The 16,890-nt window shown below is 69.0% G+C and carries 15 protein-coding genes; 5 read left to right on the plus strand and 10 right to left on the minus strand.

Translation table 11 applies throughout. From position 1 onward, the window contains the following. Nucleotides 1-28: 28 nt before the first annotated feature. From qcrB to ctaE, 4 genes are all read right to left on the minus strand, one after another. Nucleotides 29-1,669, minus strand: a complete 1,641-nt coding sequence (gene qcrB / locus ACZ4TO_RS10665; protein ID WP_382781075.1) for a cytochrome bc1 complex cytochrome b subunit — start codon at nt 1,667-1,669, stop codon at nt 29-31. Next, nucleotides 1,666-2,742, minus strand: a complete 1,077-nt coding sequence (gene qcrA, locus ACZ4TO_RS10670; protein WP_382781078.1) for a cytochrome bc1 complex Rieske iron-sulfur subunit — start codon at nt 2,740-2,742, stop codon at nt 1,666-1,668. Before qcrA ends, qcrB begins: the two co-directional genes overlap by 4 nt. Next, on the minus strand, nt 2,739-3,548 hold the full coding sequence (qcrC, locus tag ACZ4TO_RS10675; RefSeq protein ID WP_355765867.1) for a cytochrome bc1 complex diheme cytochrome c subunit: 810 nt from the start codon (nt 3,546-3,548) through the stop codon (nt 2,739-2,741). The genes qcrA and qcrC overlap by 4 nt, the downstream gene beginning before the upstream one ends. Nucleotides 3,549-3,612: 64 nt before the next feature. Continuing rightward, nucleotides 3,613-4,233: an aa3-type cytochrome oxidase subunit III gene (ctaE, locus tag ACZ4TO_RS10680; RefSeq protein WP_328453310.1), complete on the minus strand. Its 621-nt coding sequence runs from the start codon at nt 4,231-4,233 to the stop codon at nt 3,613-3,615. A 202-nt stretch (nt 4,234-4,435) separates the two neighbouring features. Between ctaE and ACZ4TO_RS10685 the strand changes: the two genes are divergently transcribed. Then, nucleotides 4,436-4,837 (plus strand): response regulator, encoded by a 402-nt coding sequence (locus ACZ4TO_RS10685; RefSeq protein ID WP_382781082.1) that lies wholly within the window; start codon nt 4,436-4,438, stop codon nt 4,835-4,837. Nucleotides 4,838-4,922: 85 nt separating this feature from the next. Here the strand turns inward: ACZ4TO_RS10685 and ACZ4TO_RS10690 are convergent, their stop codons facing one another. From ACZ4TO_RS10690 to ctaC, 4 genes are all read right to left on the minus strand, one after another. Next, a complete protein-coding gene (locus ACZ4TO_RS10690) occupies nt 4,923-6,194 on the minus strand; it encodes a L,D-transpeptidase (protein ID WP_382781084.1) in 1,272 nt (423 codons plus the stop codon). 130 nt (nt 6,195-6,324) lie between these two features. After that, nucleotides 6,325-6,723: a cytochrome c oxidase subunit 4 gene (locus ACZ4TO_RS10695; RefSeq protein ID WP_355765877.1), complete on the minus strand. Its 399-nt coding sequence runs from the start codon at nt 6,721-6,723 to the stop codon at nt 6,325-6,327. Then, on the minus strand, nt 6,720-8,453 hold the full coding sequence (ctaD, locus tag ACZ4TO_RS10700) for an aa3-type cytochrome oxidase subunit I (RefSeq protein WP_382781088.1): 1,734 nt from the start codon (nt 8,451-8,453) through the stop codon (nt 6,720-6,722). The genes ACZ4TO_RS10695 and ctaD overlap by 4 nt, the downstream gene beginning before the upstream one ends. After that, nucleotides 8,450-9,415 carry an aa3-type cytochrome oxidase subunit II gene (gene ctaC, locus ACZ4TO_RS10705; protein ID WP_382781091.1) on the minus strand — a complete coding sequence of 322 codons (966 nt, stop codon included), beginning with the start codon at nt 9,413-9,415 and terminating at the stop codon, nt 8,450-8,452. The genes ctaD and ctaC overlap by 4 nt, the downstream gene beginning before the upstream one ends. A gap of 298 nt (nt 9,416-9,713) precedes the next feature. Between ctaC and ACZ4TO_RS10710 the strand changes: the two genes are divergently transcribed. Further along, a complete protein-coding gene (locus tag ACZ4TO_RS10710; protein WP_468023977.1) occupies nt 9,714-11,096 on the plus strand; it encodes an aminotransferase class V-fold PLP-dependent enzyme in 1,383 nt (460 codons plus the stop codon). A 124-nt stretch (nt 11,097-11,220) separates the two neighbouring features. Here ACZ4TO_RS10710 and ACZ4TO_RS10715 read toward each other — a convergent pair whose 3' ends face one another. Then, nucleotides 11,221-12,195, minus strand: a complete 975-nt coding sequence (locus ACZ4TO_RS10715; protein ID WP_382781096.1) for a carbohydrate kinase family protein — start codon at nt 12,193-12,195, stop codon at nt 11,221-11,223. 133 nt (nt 12,196-12,328) lie between these two features. Here ACZ4TO_RS10715 and ACZ4TO_RS10720 point away from each other — a divergent pair, with 133 nt between their 5' ends. Together ACZ4TO_RS10720 and ACZ4TO_RS10725 are read left to right on the plus strand one after the other, a co-directional pair. Beyond that, nucleotides 12,329-12,550 carry a hypothetical protein gene (locus ACZ4TO_RS10720; RefSeq protein WP_326788238.1) on the plus strand — a complete coding sequence of 74 codons (222 nt, stop codon included), beginning with the start codon at nt 12,329-12,331 and terminating at the stop codon, nt 12,548-12,550. Nucleotides 12,551-12,786: 236 nt separating this feature from the next. Then, nucleotides 12,787-14,721: a hypothetical protein gene (locus ACZ4TO_RS10725; protein ID WP_468023978.1), complete on the plus strand. Its 1,935-nt coding sequence runs from the start codon at nt 12,787-12,789 to the stop codon at nt 14,719-14,721. A gap of 138 nt (nt 14,722-14,859) precedes the next feature. Here the strand turns inward: ACZ4TO_RS10725 and erpA are convergent, their stop codons facing one another. Next, a complete protein-coding gene (erpA, locus tag ACZ4TO_RS10730) occupies nt 14,860-15,216 on the minus strand; it encodes an iron-sulfur cluster insertion protein ErpA (protein ID WP_037623995.1) in 357 nt (118 codons plus the stop codon). A gap of 334 nt (nt 15,217-15,550) precedes the next feature. Here erpA and nadA point away from each other — a divergent pair, with 334 nt between their 5' ends. Beyond that, nucleotides 15,551-16,735 carry a quinolinate synthase NadA gene (nadA, locus tag ACZ4TO_RS10735; RefSeq protein WP_382781102.1) on the plus strand — a complete coding sequence of 395 codons (1,185 nt, stop codon included), beginning with the start codon at nt 15,551-15,553 and terminating at the stop codon, nt 16,733-16,735. The last annotated feature ends 155 nt before the right edge of the window (nt 16,736-16,890 follow it).

The raw sequence follows: 16,890 nt of genomic DNA on the forward strand, positions 1-16,890 counted from the left end.
GGCTCCAGCCGTGGCGAACTGCCGGGGATCAGTGGTGGCCGTGGCCGCTCGCGATCTCCTTGTACTCCTCGACGGTGGGCTTGGGGATCTGGCCTTCCTCCCCGTAGAAGCCCTGGCTCATCTTGGCGCGCAGCTTCTGCGTGCCCGAGACCTTGCGCTCGACACCGTTCTCGTCGACCGTCGGGCCGATCTCGGCCGGCTTGTACTGCTCGTGCGCGGTGAGCGTGTGCAGCGCGTCCTGGCTGAGCGGCTCGTGGACCTCGATGAACTCACCGTGCGGCAGGCGCTTGATGATGCCCGACTCGCGGCCGTGCAGCACCTTGTCCCGGTCCCGGCGCTGGAGGCCGAGGCAGACACGCTTGGTGGCGATGAAGGTCAGCACCGGCACGACGAAGAACGCGATCCGGACGAACCAGGTGATCGAGTTGATCGACAGGTGGAAGTGCGTGGCCCACAGGTCGTTGCCGCCACCGATGAGCAGGACGAAGTACCAGCTGATCCAGGCGGCGCCGAACGCGGTCCGGGTCGGGACGTTGCGCGGACGGTCCAGGATGTGGTGCTCGCGCTTGTCGCCGGTGACCCAGCCCTCGATGAACGGGTAGACCGCGATCGCGACCAGGACCAGCGGGAAGATGACCAGCGGGATGAACACACCCAGGACGAGCGTGTGACCCCAGAGGTTGATCTCCCAGCCAGGCATGACGCGGATCAGGCCCTCGGAGAAGCCCATGTACCAGTCGGGCTGGGCGCCGGTGGACACCTGGTCCGGACGGTACGGGCCCAGGGCCCAGATCGGGTTGATCGAGGCGATCGCCGCGATGGCCGCGATGACACCGAAGACCAGGAAGAAGAAGCCTCCGGCCTTGGCCATGTAGACGGGCAGCAGCGGCATGCCGACGACGTTGTTGTTCGTCTTGCCGGGACCCGCGAACTGCGTGTGCTTGTGGTAGAAGACCAGGATCAGGTGGCCGACGACCAGGCCGAGCATGATGCCCGGCAGCAGCAGCACGTGCACCGCGTAGAAGCGGGCCACGAAGTCGCCGCCCGGGAACTCTCCGCCGAACAGGAAGAACGACAGGTACGTGCCGACGATCGGCACGGACAGGATCGCGCCCTCCATGAAGCGGACACCGGTGCCGGAGAGCAGGTCGTCCGGCAGCGAGTAACCGGTGAAGCCGGTGAACATGCCGAGGACGAACAGCAGGAATCCGAAGACCCAGTTGATCTCACGGGGCTTGCGGAACGCACCCGTGAAGAACACGCGCATCATGTGCACGAACATGCCGGCGAGGAAGATCAGCGCGGCCCAGTGGTGGATCTGACGGATCAGCAGACCACCGCGCACATCGAAGGAGATGTGCATGGTCGAGTTGAACGCCTCGGACATCAACTGGCCCTGCAGCGGGACGTAGCTGCCGTGGTACTCCACCTCGTTCATCGACGGGTGGAAGAACAGGGTCAGGTACACACCCGTGAGGATGATGATGATGAAGCTGTAGAGGCAGACCTCACCCAACATGAACGACCAGTGGTCGGGGAAGATCTTGCGCATGTTGGACTTGGCCAGGGAGTAGATCCCGAGACGGCCGTCGGCCCAGTCGGCGACCCGCTCACCGGCGGGTGCCTTCTCGCGCGAGGAGCGCGAGTCGGGGGTGGTGGTAGTGCTCATCCGCGCTCCCAGAATGCAGGACCGACGGGCTCCTTGAAGTCGCTGAGCGCTTCGAGGTAGCCCTCAGCGTTCACGCCGATCTGCAGCTGAGGCAGGGCGTGACCGGCCGGGCCGAAGATGACCCGAGCACCGTCGGAGAGGTCGAAGGTGGACTGGTGGCACGGGCACAGCGCGTGGTGCGTCTGCTGCTCGTACAGGGAGATCGGGCAGCCGACGTGGGTGCAGATCTTCGAGTACGCCACGATGCCCTGGTAGGACCACTCGAGTTCCTGCTTGTCCTTGATGTCCTCCGGCTGGAGCCGGATGATCATCAGGGCCGCCTTGGCGATCTCCTTCTGGAAGTCCTCGTCGTGCTCCTCCAGGCCCTCGGGCTTGGCGAAGGTGAGCGAACCGACGGCCAGGTCCGAGGGACGCAGCGGCTCGTTGGTGTTCATGTTGACGAGGAGCTTGCCCTTGGACCACAGCGTGTGGCGCAGCTTCGTGCCGGGCAGCGGACCGAGGTCGCGCAGCAGCATGACGCCGGAGAGCGGGAACAGGGCCAGCGCGCCGAACATCGTGTTGCGGATCAGCTTGCGGCGGCCGAGAGCGGACTCCCGGGCGCCGTCCTTGAAGTCGGCCAGGACCTTGGCCTTGACCGCGGGCTCCGCCTCGATCGGGTGACGCTCGTCGGCGATCTCCACGTCGGACATCAGGGTGCGGGCCCAGTGGACCGCGCCCGCGCCGATCGAGAACAGCGCCACGCCGAGGCACATGCCCAGCGCGAAGTTCAGCGCGCTGATGTGCCCGAGCGGGAACACGAAGATCGACTTGTCGTTCGGGATCGCCACGTAGGAGGCGATGAAGCCGACCGTGGCCACCATCGACAGCACGAACAGCAGGGCGACCAGACGCTCGGACCGCTTGGCGGCCCGCTCGTCGATGTCCTGGATGCGGTGCTCGTGGGGCGGGAGCCCCGGGTCCGCGAACGGGTTCTGCTCGTCCGCGACGGCTACCGGACCGTGACCGTGACCTGCGTGGTCGTCGGAGGCCCGCTCGGCGGGCACGTTCTCTTCTGGAATGTCTTGGCTACTCATGACTTCTTGGCCTTTGCGGTCCGAGCGGCGACCCAGACGGCGACGGCGATCAGGGTTCCGAGACCGAAGACCCAGCCGAACAGGCCCTCACTGACCGGCCCGAGGCCGCCCAGCTCGAGACCGCCGGGGCTCTCGGTGTTGTCACCGTTGACCGCGTCGAGGTACGCGATGATGTCCTGCTTGTTCTTCTCCGTCAGCGTCGTGTCGGGGAAGGACGGCATGTTCTGCGGGCCCGTCTGCATGGCCTCGTAGATGTGCTTCGGGTCGACACCCTCCAGGCTCGGCGCGAACTTGCCGTGCGTCAGCGCGCCGCCCTTGCCGGTGAAGTTGTGGCACTGGGCGCAGTTGGTACGGAAGAGTTCACCGCCCTTGGCGATGTCCGCGCCCTCGGGGCTGACCTGGTTCTTGGTCGGGATCGCGGGGCCGGCGCCGAGCGAGGCGATGTAGGCCGCGAGCTGGTCGATCTCGGCCTGGGTGTAGATCACCTTCTTGCGCGGGATCTGAGCGCCGGGCTGCTGGGCCGGCATACGGCCGGTGCCGACCTGGAAGTCGACCGCCGCGGCGCCCACACCCACCAGGCTCGGCCCGTCGGAGCTGCCCTGACCGCCGGTGCCGTGGCAGCTTGCGCAGCCCACGGAGTACAGCTTCTGGCCCTCGGTGATACCGAGGGACTGGGCGGTTTCATCGGCCTGCGCCTTGCCCGCGGGTGCGAACGCGGCGTACAGCCCCCCGGTGGCCGCCAGCGCGAGGAGTAGGACGACGACCGCCGCCAGCGGATGGCGTCGTCGTGCGGAGAGCTTTTTCACGGATTACCCCGGTGTCAGGATCTTCTGCGTCGGTGCTTCTGGATGTTTCGGGCGGTGGGCCCGATTACTTGATCAGGTAGATCGTGGCGAAAAGGCCGATCCAGACGACATCGACGAAGTGCCAGTAGTAGGACACGACGATGGCGGCGGTCGCCTGCTCGTGAGTGAACCTCCGAGCCGCGTAGGTGCGACCGAGGACCAGCAGGAAGGCGATGAGTCCGCCCGTCACATGCAGTCCGTGGAAGCCGGTGGTCAGGTAGAACACCGAGCCGTACGGGTCGGAGGAGAGCGAGAGCCCGTCCTTCTTGACCAGTTCGGTGTACTCGAAGACCTGACCGCCGATGAAGATCGCACCCATGATGAAGGTGACGATGAACCACATCCGGAGCTTCTTCACGTCCCCGCGCTCGGCGGCGAAGACGCCGAGCTGGCAGGTCAGGGAGGAGAGCACCAGGATCGTGGTGTTCGTCGCCGAGAACGGAAGGTTCAGGCTCGAGGCCATTTCCTTCCAGTGATCCGGCCCGGTCACCGATCGCAGGGTGAAGTACATCGCGAAGAGGGCCGCGAAGAACATCAGCTCGGAACTCAGCCAGATGATGGTTCCGACGCTGGTGAGGTTCGGCCGATTGACCGACGGGTGCGCGTGCCCGGTTTCTACTGTCGTTGCTGTCGCCACGACCGACATTATGTCGGTCGCTTATCCCGCCCTCACGCCGGGGGGTGCCGTTCGGGGTGTTGACCGGGTGTGTCCAGCCCGGATGGACCATCGAAGCCGTGTCCGAACCGGTGTTGACGAGGTGTTCAAGGGAGTAGCATCCGCGCATCGGGCAGGGGACGATCAGCCCGACCGCACGATGTCCGTACGACGCTGACGTCTCGGAGGAAGAATGCAGCCGACCGCCACGGTGCTGGTCTACAGCGACGACTCCAACACCCGCGCGCAGGTGCGGCTCGCCACCGGGCGCAGGCCCGCCCCGGACGCTCCCCTCGTCGAGTTCGTCGAGTGCGCGACCCCGGACGCCGTCATCAGGGAGCTCGACAAGGGCGGCATCGACGTCTGCGTCCTGGACGGCGAGGCGGTTCCGATGGGTGGCATGGGGGTGTGCCGGCAGATCAAGGACGAGATCTTCAACTGCCCGCCCGCGCTGGTGCTCATCGGGCGCCCGCAGGACGCCTGGCTGGCCACCTGGAGCCGCGCCGACGCCGCGGTGACCCTGCCGGTCGACCCGGTGGAGTTCGCCGCCTCACTGGCCTCCCTGCTGCGTCGCAGGAACCTCCAGAGCGCCTGAGCGTCCCGCGCCCCGCCAGGGCCTGTCCGCACCCCTCACGTCGTCCCACGGCGGAGGACCGGCGGACAGGCCGCGGGGCGCGGTCTCACACGCTCTCAGGGCGCAGTCTGGCGCGCTGGGCGGGGCTGGGGGCGTCCGGGGAACCGGCCACCAGCGCGCTGCCCTCGCGCCAGTTCTTCCAGTCGAGGTTCCAGTCGCCGAAACCGTTGCCGAACGCGTCCATCGTCTTGCCGTCGGAGTTGACGACCTTGACTATGTCGCCCTCGTTGAACGTGTTGAAGAACCACTCGGCGTTCTCGGTGCTCATGCCGGTGCAGCCGTGGCTGACGTTCGCGTATCCCTGGGAGCCGGTCGACCAGGGCGCGGCGTGGACGTACTCGCCGCTCCAGGTGACCCGGGTCGCGTAGCGCACCTCCAGGTCGTAGGAGTCGGAACTGCCCTCGGCGATGCCGATGCTGGTACCGCGCATCCGTACGAGGGCCTCCTTCCCGAGCACGACCTTGACGCCGTTGCGCGTGTCGAAGCCGGGCTTGCCCGTGGTGACAGGGATCTCCTTGATGTCCTGGCCGTTGCGGTAGACGGTCATGGAGTGGGTGGCGGCGTCGGTCAGGGCGACCAGGCTGTCGCCTGTGGTGATCTTCACGGTCTTGGCGTCGCCGCCCCACAGGCGTTCGCCGATCCTGATGCCGGCGAGGTTGCTGTGGGCCGTGACGCTGGCGTGGGCGGGCCAGTACTCCTTGGGGCGGTAGTGCAGCGTCTTGTCGTCCACCCAGTGCCAGGCGCCGTCGACCGCGGGGACGGAGTCGACCCTGAGGGCGCGTTCGACTATGGTGCGGGCCGCCTTGTCCTTGACGGGGGCGCTGAGTTCGGCGGTTATCGGCTGGCCGACGCCGTACCTGCCCGTCTTGGGCCCGAACTCCACGTTCAGCAGCTTCTTCGTCTTCGGCGTACTGGTGTCGAAGCCGATGACCTTGCGGCCGGGGGCGCCGTCCTCGTCCTCGGTGCTGACGTGCACCGTGTAGTGGGCGCCCGCGGCCAGCGGTGAGGTGCTGTGCCATCGGCGGCCGTCGGCGGCCAGTTCGCCCGCGACATAGCGCCCCGACGCGTCCGTGGCGGTCACGTCGGTGATGCGCCCCTCGTCACTCTCTGAGGTGATTTCCAGGGGCTTGTCGGGGTCGATCTTGGTCTGCTTCTTGCTGTCCTCGGAGAGGCCCTTGAACGAGATCTGTCCCGCCGCGTCGTACGGCTTCGCCGAGAGCGGGTGGTCGTCGGAGCCGCAGGCGGCGGCGCCCGCGCCGAGGGCGACCACCAGCGCGGTGCAGCTGACGACCGTGCGGATTCGCGGTGAGTGATTCATGAGTCCACGCTATGGACGCCCGTCAAGCACGGCGCGCCGGGTGAGCCGAGCGAGGGACACAAGTCGCGGCAAACGAGGGAGCCCGGACTCTCCTGACGGAGTGTCCGGGCTCCCGGGCGTTCAGCGCGTGCTACTGGGTGCGGTTCTCACCGTGGTAGTACTCGAAGACCCAGCCCCACAGGCCGAGCATGATCAGCGGCGCCGAGAAGTACAGCAGCCACCAGCCGAAGACGACGCCCAGGAAGGCGAGCGCGCCACCGGTGCCGAGCGCGAGCGGCTGCCAGCTGTGCGGGCTGAAGAAGCCCACCTCGCCGGCCTCGTCCGCGACGTCGGCCTCCTTGTCGTCCTGCGCCATGGCGTCGACCCGCCGGGCCGTGAAGGCCAGGTAGTAGCCGATCATCATGCTCAGGCCGAAGCCCATGAAGAGGGCCGTGGTGCCGGCCGGCTCCTTGGACCAGACGCCGTAGACGATCCCCATGATGAGGATGAACAGCGCCAGCCAGATGAACATCTTGCCTTGGACCTTCACTTGCCGGCCTCCTTTCCACCAGGAAGGGCCGACGAGCCGTGACCGGCGGTCTCGAGCTGTTCGAGAGCGGCGATCTCGGGGTGGTGCAGGTCGAACGCCGGGGATTCACTGCGGATCCGCGGCAGGGTGAGGAAGTTGTGCCGCGGCGGCGGGCAGGAGGTCGCCCATTCGAGCGAACGGCCGTAGCCCCACGGGTCGTCGACCTCGACCTTCTTGCCGTACTTGGCCGTCTTCCACACGTTGTAGAGGAACGGCAGGATCGACAGGCCGAGCAGGAACGAGCTGATCGTCGAGACCGTGTTCAGCGCGGTGAAGCCGTCGGCGGCGAGGTAGTCCGCGTAACGACGCGGCATGCCCTCGGCACCCAGCCAGTGCTGCACCAGGAACGTGCCGTGGAAGCCCACGAACAGCGTCCAGAAGGTGACCTTGCCCAGACGCTCGTCGAGCATCTTGCCGGTCATCTTCGGCCACCAGAAGTGGAAGCCGGAGAACATCGCGAACACCACGGTGCCGAAGACGACGTAGTGGAAGTGCGCCACCACGAAGTAGGAGTCGGACACGTGGAAGTCCATCGGCGGCGAGGCCAGGATGACGCCGGTCAGACCACCGAAGGTGAAGGTGATCAGGAAGCCGACGGCCCAGAGCATCGGTGTCTCGAAGGACAGCGAGCCCTTCCACATCGTTCCGATCCAGTTGAAGAACTTCACGCCGGTCGGTACGGCGATGAGGAACGTCATGAAGGAGAAGAACGGGAGGAGGACGCCACCGGTGACGTACATGTGGTGCGCCCACACGGTCACGGAGAGACCCGCGATCGCGATGGTCGCGCCGATCAGGCCCATGTAACCGAACATCGGCTTGCGCGAGAACACCGGGATGACTTCGGAGATGATGCCGAAGAACGGCAGGGCGATGATGTACACCTCTGGATGGCCGAAGAACCAGAAGAGGTGTTGCCAGAGCAAGGCTCCGCCGTTTGTCGCGTCGAAGACGTGCGCACCGAATTTACGGTCCGCCTCCAGGGCGAACAGCGCCGCCGCGAGGACGGGGAAGGCCAGCAGCACCAGAACCGCGGTGAGCAGGACGTTCCACACGAAGATCGGCATACGGAACATCGTCATGCCGGGAGCGCGCATGCAGATGATCGTGGTGATGAAGTTGACCGCGCCGAGGATCGTGCCGAAGCCGGAGAAGGCCAGACCCATGATCCACATGTCGGCGCCGATGCCCGGCGAGCGGACCGCGTCCGACAGCGGGCTGTAGGCGAACCAGCCGAAGTCGGCCGCGCCCTGCGGGGTGAGGAAACCGCCGACCGCGATCGTCGAGCCGAAGAGGTACAGCCAGTAGGCGAACATGTTCAGCCGCGGGAACGCCACGTCGGGCGCGCCGATCTGCAGCGGCATGATCCAGTTCGTGAAACCGGCGAAGAGCGGCGTCGCGAACATCAGCAGCATGATCGTGCCGTGCATCGTGAACGCCTGGTTGAACTGCTCGTTCGACATGATCTGCAGTCCGGGACGCGCCAGCTCGGCGCGCATCAGCAGCGCCATGACGCCGCCGACCAGGAAGAACGCGAACGACGTCACCAGATAGAGCGTGCCGATCGTCTTGTGGTCGGTGGTGGTGAGCCACTTGACCACGACACTGCCGGGCTGCTTGCGCCGCACCGGCAGCTCGTTCTCGTACGAGTCTTCGGCGGCGGCACCCTGGGGTTCGTTGAGGATGCTCACAGGTTGTTCGTCTCCCGGTTCTTCTCGTGGCCCGTCTGCTCAATGCCGGCCGGGACGTAACCGGTCTGTCCCTTCGCCGCGAGCTCCTTGAGGTGGGCCTCGTAGCGCTCGGGGGAGACGACCTTCACGTTGAAGAGCATCCGGGAGTGGTCGACGCCGCACAGCTCGGCGCACTTGCCCAGGAAGGTGCCCTCACGGTTGGGGGTCACCTGGAAGGAGTTGGTGTGGCCCGGGATGACGTCCTGCTTCATGAGGAACGGCACCACCCAGAAGGAGTGGATGACGTCCCGCGAAGTGAGGATGAACCGGACCGTCTGACCCTTGGGGAGCCAGAGGGTCGGACCCGGGTTGCCCGTCTGCGGGTTCTTCGTGGCGGGCGTGCCGACGTCGTAGACACCGCCGGCGTTCGCCGGGAAGTCTGCCTTGAACCGGTCCGGAATGGCGGCCAGGTTCGGGTCGGTCTTGGCGTTCCCGGAAGAACCGGGGACGTCCTCGATGTAGTTGAAGCCCCAGCTCCACTGGAAGCCGACCACGTTGACCGTGACGTCGGGCTTCGGCTTGAGGCTGAGAAGCTTCGTCTCGTCGCGTGCCGTGAAGTAGAACAGCACCGAGACGATGATGAGCGGGACCACCGTGTACAGCGCCTCGATGGGCATGTTGTACCGGGTCTGCGGAGGAACTTCGACCTTGGTCCGGCTGCGCCGGTGGAAGATGACGCTCCACAGGATCAGGCCCCAGACCAGCACGCCCGTGGCGAGCGCGGCCGCCCACGAGCCCTGCCAGAGGGAGAGGATCCGCGGAGCCTCCTCCGTGACCGGGGTGGGCATACCAAGGCGGGGGAAGTCTTCCCAGTTGTACGAGCAACCAGTGGCTGTCGCCAGGACCAGGCCCGCAGTCATTGCCTGCAGCAGCTTCCGCCGCATCGGGCGCCGCGGCGAGCGGTCGGAGCCGTTGGGACTCACGTAGCGCCTTCCCGAGAGTCTCGCCCGCGCTGTTGGCTGCGGCCTTCTCGCTGGTCGGTCGCCGCCCTGCGTCGGGCAGGGGTTTGGATGTTTATGCGGACCAAACCCTACTGGACGCTATTTGGGGTCGCGCGGGGAGGGTGCCCAACGCGCCGCCCGACTCCCCGAAGGAGTGCTGTTTGGCCTTCAAGGCCTTGTCAGAGTACCTGGAATGCCCCGGTCCGGATGGCTTCTGACGCCCCCTTGGGAGGGCCGGCGGCGGGCGGGCGCGGACCCTGACGGAGCTAGCGTGGGGGGCGTGTCCTACTTCGACGCCGCCTCCGCGGCCCCGCTGCATCCCGTCGCCCGGCAGGCCCTGCAGGCCTCGTTCGACGAGGGGTGGGCCGATCCCGCCCGCCTCTACCGCGAGGGAAGGAGGGCCCGGCTGCTCCTCGACGCGGCGCGCGAGGCGGCGGCCGAGGCGGTGGGCTGCCGCCCCGACGAGCTGGCCTTCACCAGCTCCGGCACCCGCGCTGTGCACTCCGGGATCGAGGGTGCCCTGGCGGGCCGGCGGCGCGTCGGACACCACCTGATCGTGTCAGCGGTCGAACATTCGTCGGTGCTCCATTCGGCGGACGCGCACGAGGCGTCGGGCGGCGCGGTGACCCGCGTTCAGGTCGCGCGCACCGGAAGGGTGTCCCCTTCCTCCTACGCCGAGGCCCTGCGCCCGGGCACCGCGCTGGCCTGTCTCCAGTCCGCCAACCACGAGGTGGGCACGGAGCAGCCGGTGGCCGAGGTGGCACAGATGTGCCGGGAGGCAGGAGTGCCGCTGCTGGTGGACGCGGCCCAGTCCCTGGGCTGGGGCCCGGTGGAGGGCGACTGGTCCCTGTTGGCGGCGAGTGCCCACAAATGGGGTGGTCCCTCGGGCGTCGGCCTGCTCGTCGTGCGCAAGGGCGTACGGTTCGCTCCCCAAGGGCCCGTGGACGAGCGGGAGTCGGGGCGGGCGGCCGGGTTCGAGAACATCCCGGCGATCGTCGCCGCGGCGGCCTCGCTGCGCGCCGTCCGGGCGGAGGCGGCGCAGGAGGCGGCCCGGCTGCGCGAACTGACGGAGCGGATCCGGGCGCGGGTGCCCGCGCTGGTGCCGGACGTCGAGGTGGTCGGCGACGCGGTCCACCGGCTCCCGGGGATCGTCACCTTCTCCTGTCTCTATGTCGACGGAGAGACTCTGCTGCACGAACTGGACCGGGCGGGCTTCTCGGTCTCCTCGGGCTCGTCGTGCACGAGCAGCACCCTGACCCCCAGCCATGTCCTGAAGGCGATGGGTGTCCTGAGCGAGGGCAATGTCCGCGTGTCGCTGCCGCCCGGCACCCCGGAGGAGGACGTCGACCGGTTCCTGTCGGTGCTCCCGGGGGCGGTCTCGGGCGTCCGCGAGAAGCTGGGTGCGCCGACGGCGGTGACGAAGGTGCCCGCGTCCGCCGACGCGCTGGTGGTCGACGCGCTGGGCAGGCGCTGCCCGATCCCCGTCATCGAGCTGGCCAAGGTCATCGGGGACGTGCCGGTCGGCGGGACGGTGCGGGTCCTGTCCGACGACGAGGCGGCCCGCCTCGACATCCCCGCGTGGTGCGAGATGCGGGGTCAGGAGTACGTCGGGGAGGAGCCGGCGGATCGCGGCTCGGCCTACGTGGTCCGCCGGCTGTCGTAGCACCGCACCGCGAACCGGGCCCCCGGCCTCCGCGGAACCGGGCGGGCCCGCCTCCTCCGGACAGGGCTCCGGGCCCGCTCCCGTCGGACGGAGGCGGGCCCGGACCCGGGGTCTGCGGCAGGGTCTAGGACAGGTGCGCCCGGACCTCGGTGGCGGCGTCGTCGCCGTACGCCTTGGTGAAGCGGTCCATGAAGTGGGCGCGGCTGAGCTGGTACTCCTGCGTGCCGACCGTCTCGATGACCAGGGTGGCGAGCATGCAGCCGACCTGCGCGGCGCGCTCCAGGCCGACGCCCCAGGCGAGGCCGGAGAGGAAACCGGCGCGGAACGCGTCACCGACGCCCGTCGGGTCCGCCTTGAGCTCCTCCTCGGGGCAGCCGACCTCGATCGGGTCGTGGCCGACGCGCTCGATACGGACACCGCGCGAGCCGAGGGTGGTCACCCGGTGGCCGACCTTGGCGAGGATCTCCTCGTCGGTCCAGCCCGTCTTGGACTCGATGAGCCCCTTCTCGTACTCGTTCGAGAAGAGGAACGTCGCGCCGTCGAGCAGGACCCGGATCTCGTCGCCGTTCATGCGCGCGATCTGCTGCGAGAAGTCGGCGGCGAACGGGATCCCGCGCGAGCGGCACTCCTCGGTGTGGCGGAGCATCCCCTCGGGGTCGTCCGCTCCGATCAGGACGAGGTCGAGACCGCCGACCCGGTCCGCGACCGCCTTGAGCTCGATGAGGCGGGCCTCGCTCATCGCGCCCGTGTAGAACGAGCCGATCTGGTTGTGGTCGGCGTCCGTGGTGCACACGAAGCGCGCGGTGTGCAGCACCTCCGAGATGCGCACGGACGCGGTGTCGACGCCGTGCCGGTCCAGCCAGGCGCGGTACTCGTCGAAGTCGGAACCGGCGGCTCCGACGAGGATCGGGCGGGTACCGAGCTGACCCATGCCGAACGCGATGTTCGCGCCGACCCCGCCGCGCCGGACATCGAGGTTGTCGACCAGGAAGGAGAGGGAGACCGTGTGCAGCTGATCGGCGACCAACTGGTCGGCGAAACGGCCGGGGAAGGTCATGAGGTGGTCGGTGGCGATGGAGCCGGTGACTGCGATACGCACGGCTAGGACACGCTCCTGCGAGGGGAGGGGATTGACAGTTAACGCTACCGGGTCCGCACGCGACCCCTGAAGGGCCAAAACTACCCGATAGTAGATCTTTCTTCGTGACGGCAACGGTGCTTACGGTTCCGGTATGACGAACCTCAAGGTCCATGGCACCGCCCCGCTCGGCCCGGTCGGCGACCTGGAAGGCGATCTGGCGTCGCTGCGCGGCGACTGCGCCCGGATGGCCGGTCACTGGTCGGCCCCCGCACCCGTCCCCCCGCTCCACGTCTCCCCCTCCCTCATCCACGGGGTGACCGTGCCGCCCGCCTCGGCGCGGTTGCTGGACGCGATGTCCGACTACGGCGACTGACCGGCGGCGTCCGTACGGCGCCGCCGTACGGGTGAGGGCCCGGCGGCGCCGAACGGGTGAGAGTTTCCCGGCGGCGCCGACCGGGCGAAGAAGGAGTGCGCTCGCAGGGAACCGTGCGCTCCCCCGCTGCGTCCCATCGCCGTCCCCCGTAAAAGGGATGCGCCATACGACCCTGGAGTGCCCGTCATCGACAGGGCCGGGTCATGGGACTGCAGTGGAGCCGAAGGAGCGATGCGGTGAGCACCGAGCGACCCGACAACGACGCGACCGATCCCGCCGGGAGTCACGCCGAGGGTCCCGCCGAGAAGGCGGCCGAGAACACCGCCGAGGCCGCCCCGGAGAACACCACCGAGGTTCCCCCCGGGGAGCGGGCCGAGGACACCGCCGCGGATTCAGTCACCGGCAGGGTGACGGACTCCTCCGGCGGCGGGACCGAGGTTCCCGTCGAAGGCGAGGCCGACGAGGCGGTCGAGGGTGCCGCCGACGTGGCCGCTACCGGCGCGCGCGACGCCGACCCCGGCTCCGACCCCGAGTCCGGCTCCGGCTCCGGCTCCGGCAAGGACTCCCCCGATTCCGCCGCTCTCCCCGAGGGTTCCGGGGACGGTCGGGACGGGGACGAGCACCCCGACGTCGCCGTCCTCGGAGGTGACGCGGGGGCCGGTGGGGGCCGTCGGCGGAACACCCCGGCGCTCGTCGCCTCGGTCGTCGCCGCCGTGCTGCTCGTCGGGGGCGGCGGCGCCTACTTCGCCACGACGGCGTCCGGCGGCGACCGCTCCGGCACCCCGGGGGCCGACGGCACTCCCCCGCCGCTCGCCCTCGACGGCTACGCCGCGAGCACCACCGGCGACGGGTCCACGGGCGGTACGGCGGGCATCGCGCCCGGCGAGCCCAACCCCTACGGCACCACCTACCGCGCGAGCGGCACGCTCCCCGAGGGCCCCGGCTCGGCGCACGTGCAGTGGGCCGAGGGCAAGGTGACCCGGACCGAGGTGGCGCGGCTCGCGAAGGCCCTGGGCCTGGCGGGAACGCCCCGGCTCGCCGGGGACGCCTGGACGGTCGGCACCGCCAAGGACGGCACCGAGCCGAATCTGCGGGTGACCGCGGACGCCCCGGGAACCTGGACCTACAGCTCCGCCCTGCCGGGAGGCGACAACTGCGTCAAGGTGACGGTGTGCGGCCCGGCGGGCTCCGGCTCCGCGTCCGGTTCCGCGTCCGGCTCCACGCCGGGCCCGGTGAGCGAAGCGGCGGCCGAGAAGGCGGCGGCGCCCGTGCTGAAGGCGGTGGGCCAGGACGACGCGAAGCTCGACGCGAGCCAGCTCATGGACCGGGTACGGGTCGTGAACGCCGACCCGGTCGTGGACGGACTGCCCACGTACGGCTGGACGACCGGCCTGCGCATCGGCACGGACGGTCATGTCGTGGGCGGCAGTGGCCAGTTGAAGACTCCGGTGCGCGGAGACGCGTACCCGGTCGTCGGCGCGCGGAAGGCGCTGGACGCGATGAACGGATCGGCGCCGGCGACGGGCGGCGACCGGCGCATGGGCATCGGCGGCTGCGCGAGCCCCGTACCGCTGAAGGACCGGGACGAGATGCCGTGCGAGCACCCGTCCCCGGAGCCGAAGGCGCAGACGGCGACCGTCGAGAAGGCCACCTTCGGGCTGGCGGCGCAGCGCGCGGACGGGCGGCAGGCACTGGTGCCGTCCTGGCTGTTCGAGGTGCGGGCCCCGGGCGCGCAGGACACGTACACCGTGACGCACCCGGCGGTCGACCCGGCGTTCCTGGCCTCGCCGGAGTCGCCGGCGCCGCCGAGCACGGACCCGACCGTCCCGGCGCCGCCCGGCGAGCCTTCCGCACCGGCGGCCACGCGTGACGTCGGCGTCCAGGGCTACACCGCCGACGGCAGGGACCTGACGGTCGGCTACACCGGCGGGGTGTGCGCCCACTACACGGTGTCGGTGAGCGAGAGCTCCGGCAAGGTCACCGTGACCGTGACGGCGAAGCCCTGGAAGAACAAGGTCTGCATCATGATCGCCAAGTTCTACGAGAAGACCGTGCGCCTGGACGAGCCGCTGGGCCGCCGCGAGGTCGTGGGCAGCGACGGCAAGGCGGTCCACCACGGGCTCGTCGCCGTCCCCGGGGCCTCGGGAGCGGCGTCGGCGGGCCCCCGGTAGCGGCCTGCCGGTCCCGGACACGCGAAGGCGTCCCGGACATGCGAAGGCGGCGTCCCCTCACAGGGGGACGCCGCCTTCGTTCGTACTCCGCGTGTACGTGCCTTCGCCACGAGCCGTGGACCGGGCCCCGGGGGCCGACTAGCTGAAGGAGTCGCCGCAGGCGCAGGAGCCGGTCGCGTTCGGGTTGTCGATCGTGAAGCCCTGCTTCTCGATGGTGTCGACGAAGTCGATCGAGGCGCCGCCCAGGTACGGGGCGCTCATGCGGTCGGTGACGACCTTCACACCGTCGAAGTCCTTCACGACGTCGCCGTCGAGCGAGCGCTCGTCGAAGAAGAGCTGGTACCGCAGGCCGGAGCAGCCGCCGGGCTGAACGGCGACGCGCAGCGCCAGGTCCTCGCGGCCTTCCTGGTCGAGCAGGGCCTTGACCTTGGCGGCGGCGGCGTCGGACAGGATGATGCCGTCGTTCACGGTGGTGGTCTCGTCCGATACGGACATCTGCTTCTCTCCCGGGTTGTACGGAGACTGCTTGCCGCAGGTTGCAACCCGCGGGGCCGCGGATTCATTCCGGGCCGAGCTCATGTCTTGTGCCTTCTCTTCATGCTCGCACATGCGCCCGCGCACGAACACCGGCCTGTGGACAACCCCACGGACACCGGGGTGTCACCCGCCGGAGAGGCGACCGGGATTCACGTCACATGGACGCTATGGCCATCGTCAACGTGACGTGAAGCGGTTATGATAGATAGCGTCAAATAGACGAAAAGGCATCGTACCGCCGGCCCGCTCCACCAGGAGCCCGGCGACCCGCAGAACAGAAAGGGTGCGTGTCGTGACCACCGCCCAGACCCAGGAGCTCGACGTACAGCCGACGCCCCTCGCCCTGCTGCTGCTCGGCCGCCAGGCCGACCCGAAGAGCGAGCGGGGCGTCGAGTGCCCCGGCGACCTGCCCTCGCCGTCCGACCCGGACCTGGTCGAGCGCGCGCGGGCGGCCAAGGAGAAGCTCGGCGACAAGGTCTTCGTGCTCGGACACCACTACCAGCGCGACGAGGTCATCCAGTTCGCTGACGTCACGGGTGACTCGTTCAAGCTGGCCCGCGACGCGGCGGCCCGCCCGGAGGCCGAGTACATCGTCTTCTGCGGTGTGCACTTCATGGCGGAGTCCGCCGACATCCTGACGGGCGACGCCCAGAAGGTCGTCCTGCCGGACCTCGCCGCGGGCTGCTCGATGGCCGACATGGCCACCGCCGAGCAGGTCGCCGAGTGCTGGGACGTCCTGACCGAGGCCGGCATCGCCGAGCGGGTCGTTCCCGTCTCGTACATGAACTCCTCCGCGGACATCAAGGCGTTCACCGGCAAGCACGGCGGCACGATCTGTACGTCGTCGAACGCCCAGCGCGCCCTGGAGTGGGCCTTCGAGCAGGGCTCGCAGGTGCTGTTCCTGCCCGACCAGCACCTCGGCCGCAACACCGCCGTCCGCGACATGGGCATGTCCCTGGACGACTGCGTGCTCTACAACCCGCACAAGCCGAACGGCGGGCTGACCACGGAGGAGCTGCGCGGCGCGAAGATGATCCTGTGGCGCGGCCACTGCTCGGTGCACGGCCGCTTCAGCGTGGACTCGGTGAACGACGTGCGCGAGCGCATCCCCGGCGTCAACGTCCTCGTGCACCCCGAGTGCAAGCACGAGGTCGTCGCGGCGGCGGACTACGTCGGTTCCACCGAGTACATCATCAAGGCCCTGGAGGCCGCCCCGGCCGGGTCCAAGTGGGCGATCGGCACGGAGCTGAACCTCGTACGGCGTCTCGCGAACCGGTTCGCGCCCGAGGGCAAGGAGATCGTCTTCCTCGACAAGACGGTCTGCTTCTGCTCGACGATGAACCGCATCGACCTTCCCCACCTGGTGTGGACCCTGGAGTCCCTCGCCGAGGGCAACCTGGTGAACCGCATCGAGGTCGACAAGGAGACCGAGGCGTTCGCGAAGCTGGCGCTGGAGCGGATGCTGGCGCTGCCGTAGCCACCGCCGCTCCCCCGCGCACGACATCGAAGAGGCGCCCCTCGGTCCGAGGGGCGCCTCTTCGCCGTCACCCCTCTTCGCAGTCACCCCTCTTCGCCGTCACCCCGCTCCGCCGTCATGCGCTTCCTCTTCACGCCGCCGCGCCCGGCCGGACA

It is taken from the genome of Streptomyces sp. NPDC028298 (assembly GCF_055565895.1).

Excerpts from the sequence above, each read along its gene's own strand:
- ACZ4TO_RS10685 (WP_382781082.1), top strand. The coding sequence starts at position 4,436 with ATGCAGCCGACCGCCACGGTGCTGGTCTACAGCGACGACTCCAACACC.
- ACZ4TO_RS10690 (WP_382781084.1), bottom strand. The coding sequence starts at position 6,194 with ATGAATCACTCACCGCGAATCCGCACGGTCGTCAGCTGCACCGCGCTG.
- erpA (WP_037623995.1), bottom strand. The coding sequence starts at position 15,216 with ATGTCCGTATCGGACGAGACCACCACCGTGAACGACGGCATCATCCTG.
- qcrA (WP_382781078.1), bottom strand. The coding sequence starts at position 2,742 with ATGAGTAGCCAAGACATTCCAGAAGAGAACGTGCCCGCCGAGCGGGCC.
- ctaE (WP_328453310.1), bottom strand. The coding sequence starts at position 4,233 with ATGTCGGTCGTGGCGACAGCAACGACAGTAGAAACCGGGCACGCGCAC.
- qcrB (WP_382781075.1), bottom strand. The coding sequence starts at position 1,669 with ATGAGCACTACCACCACCCCCGACTCGCGCTCCTCGCGCGAGAAGGCA.
- ACZ4TO_RS10720 (WP_326788238.1), top strand. The coding sequence starts at position 12,329 with ATGACGAACCTCAAGGTCCATGGCACCGCCCCGCTCGGCCCGGTCGGC.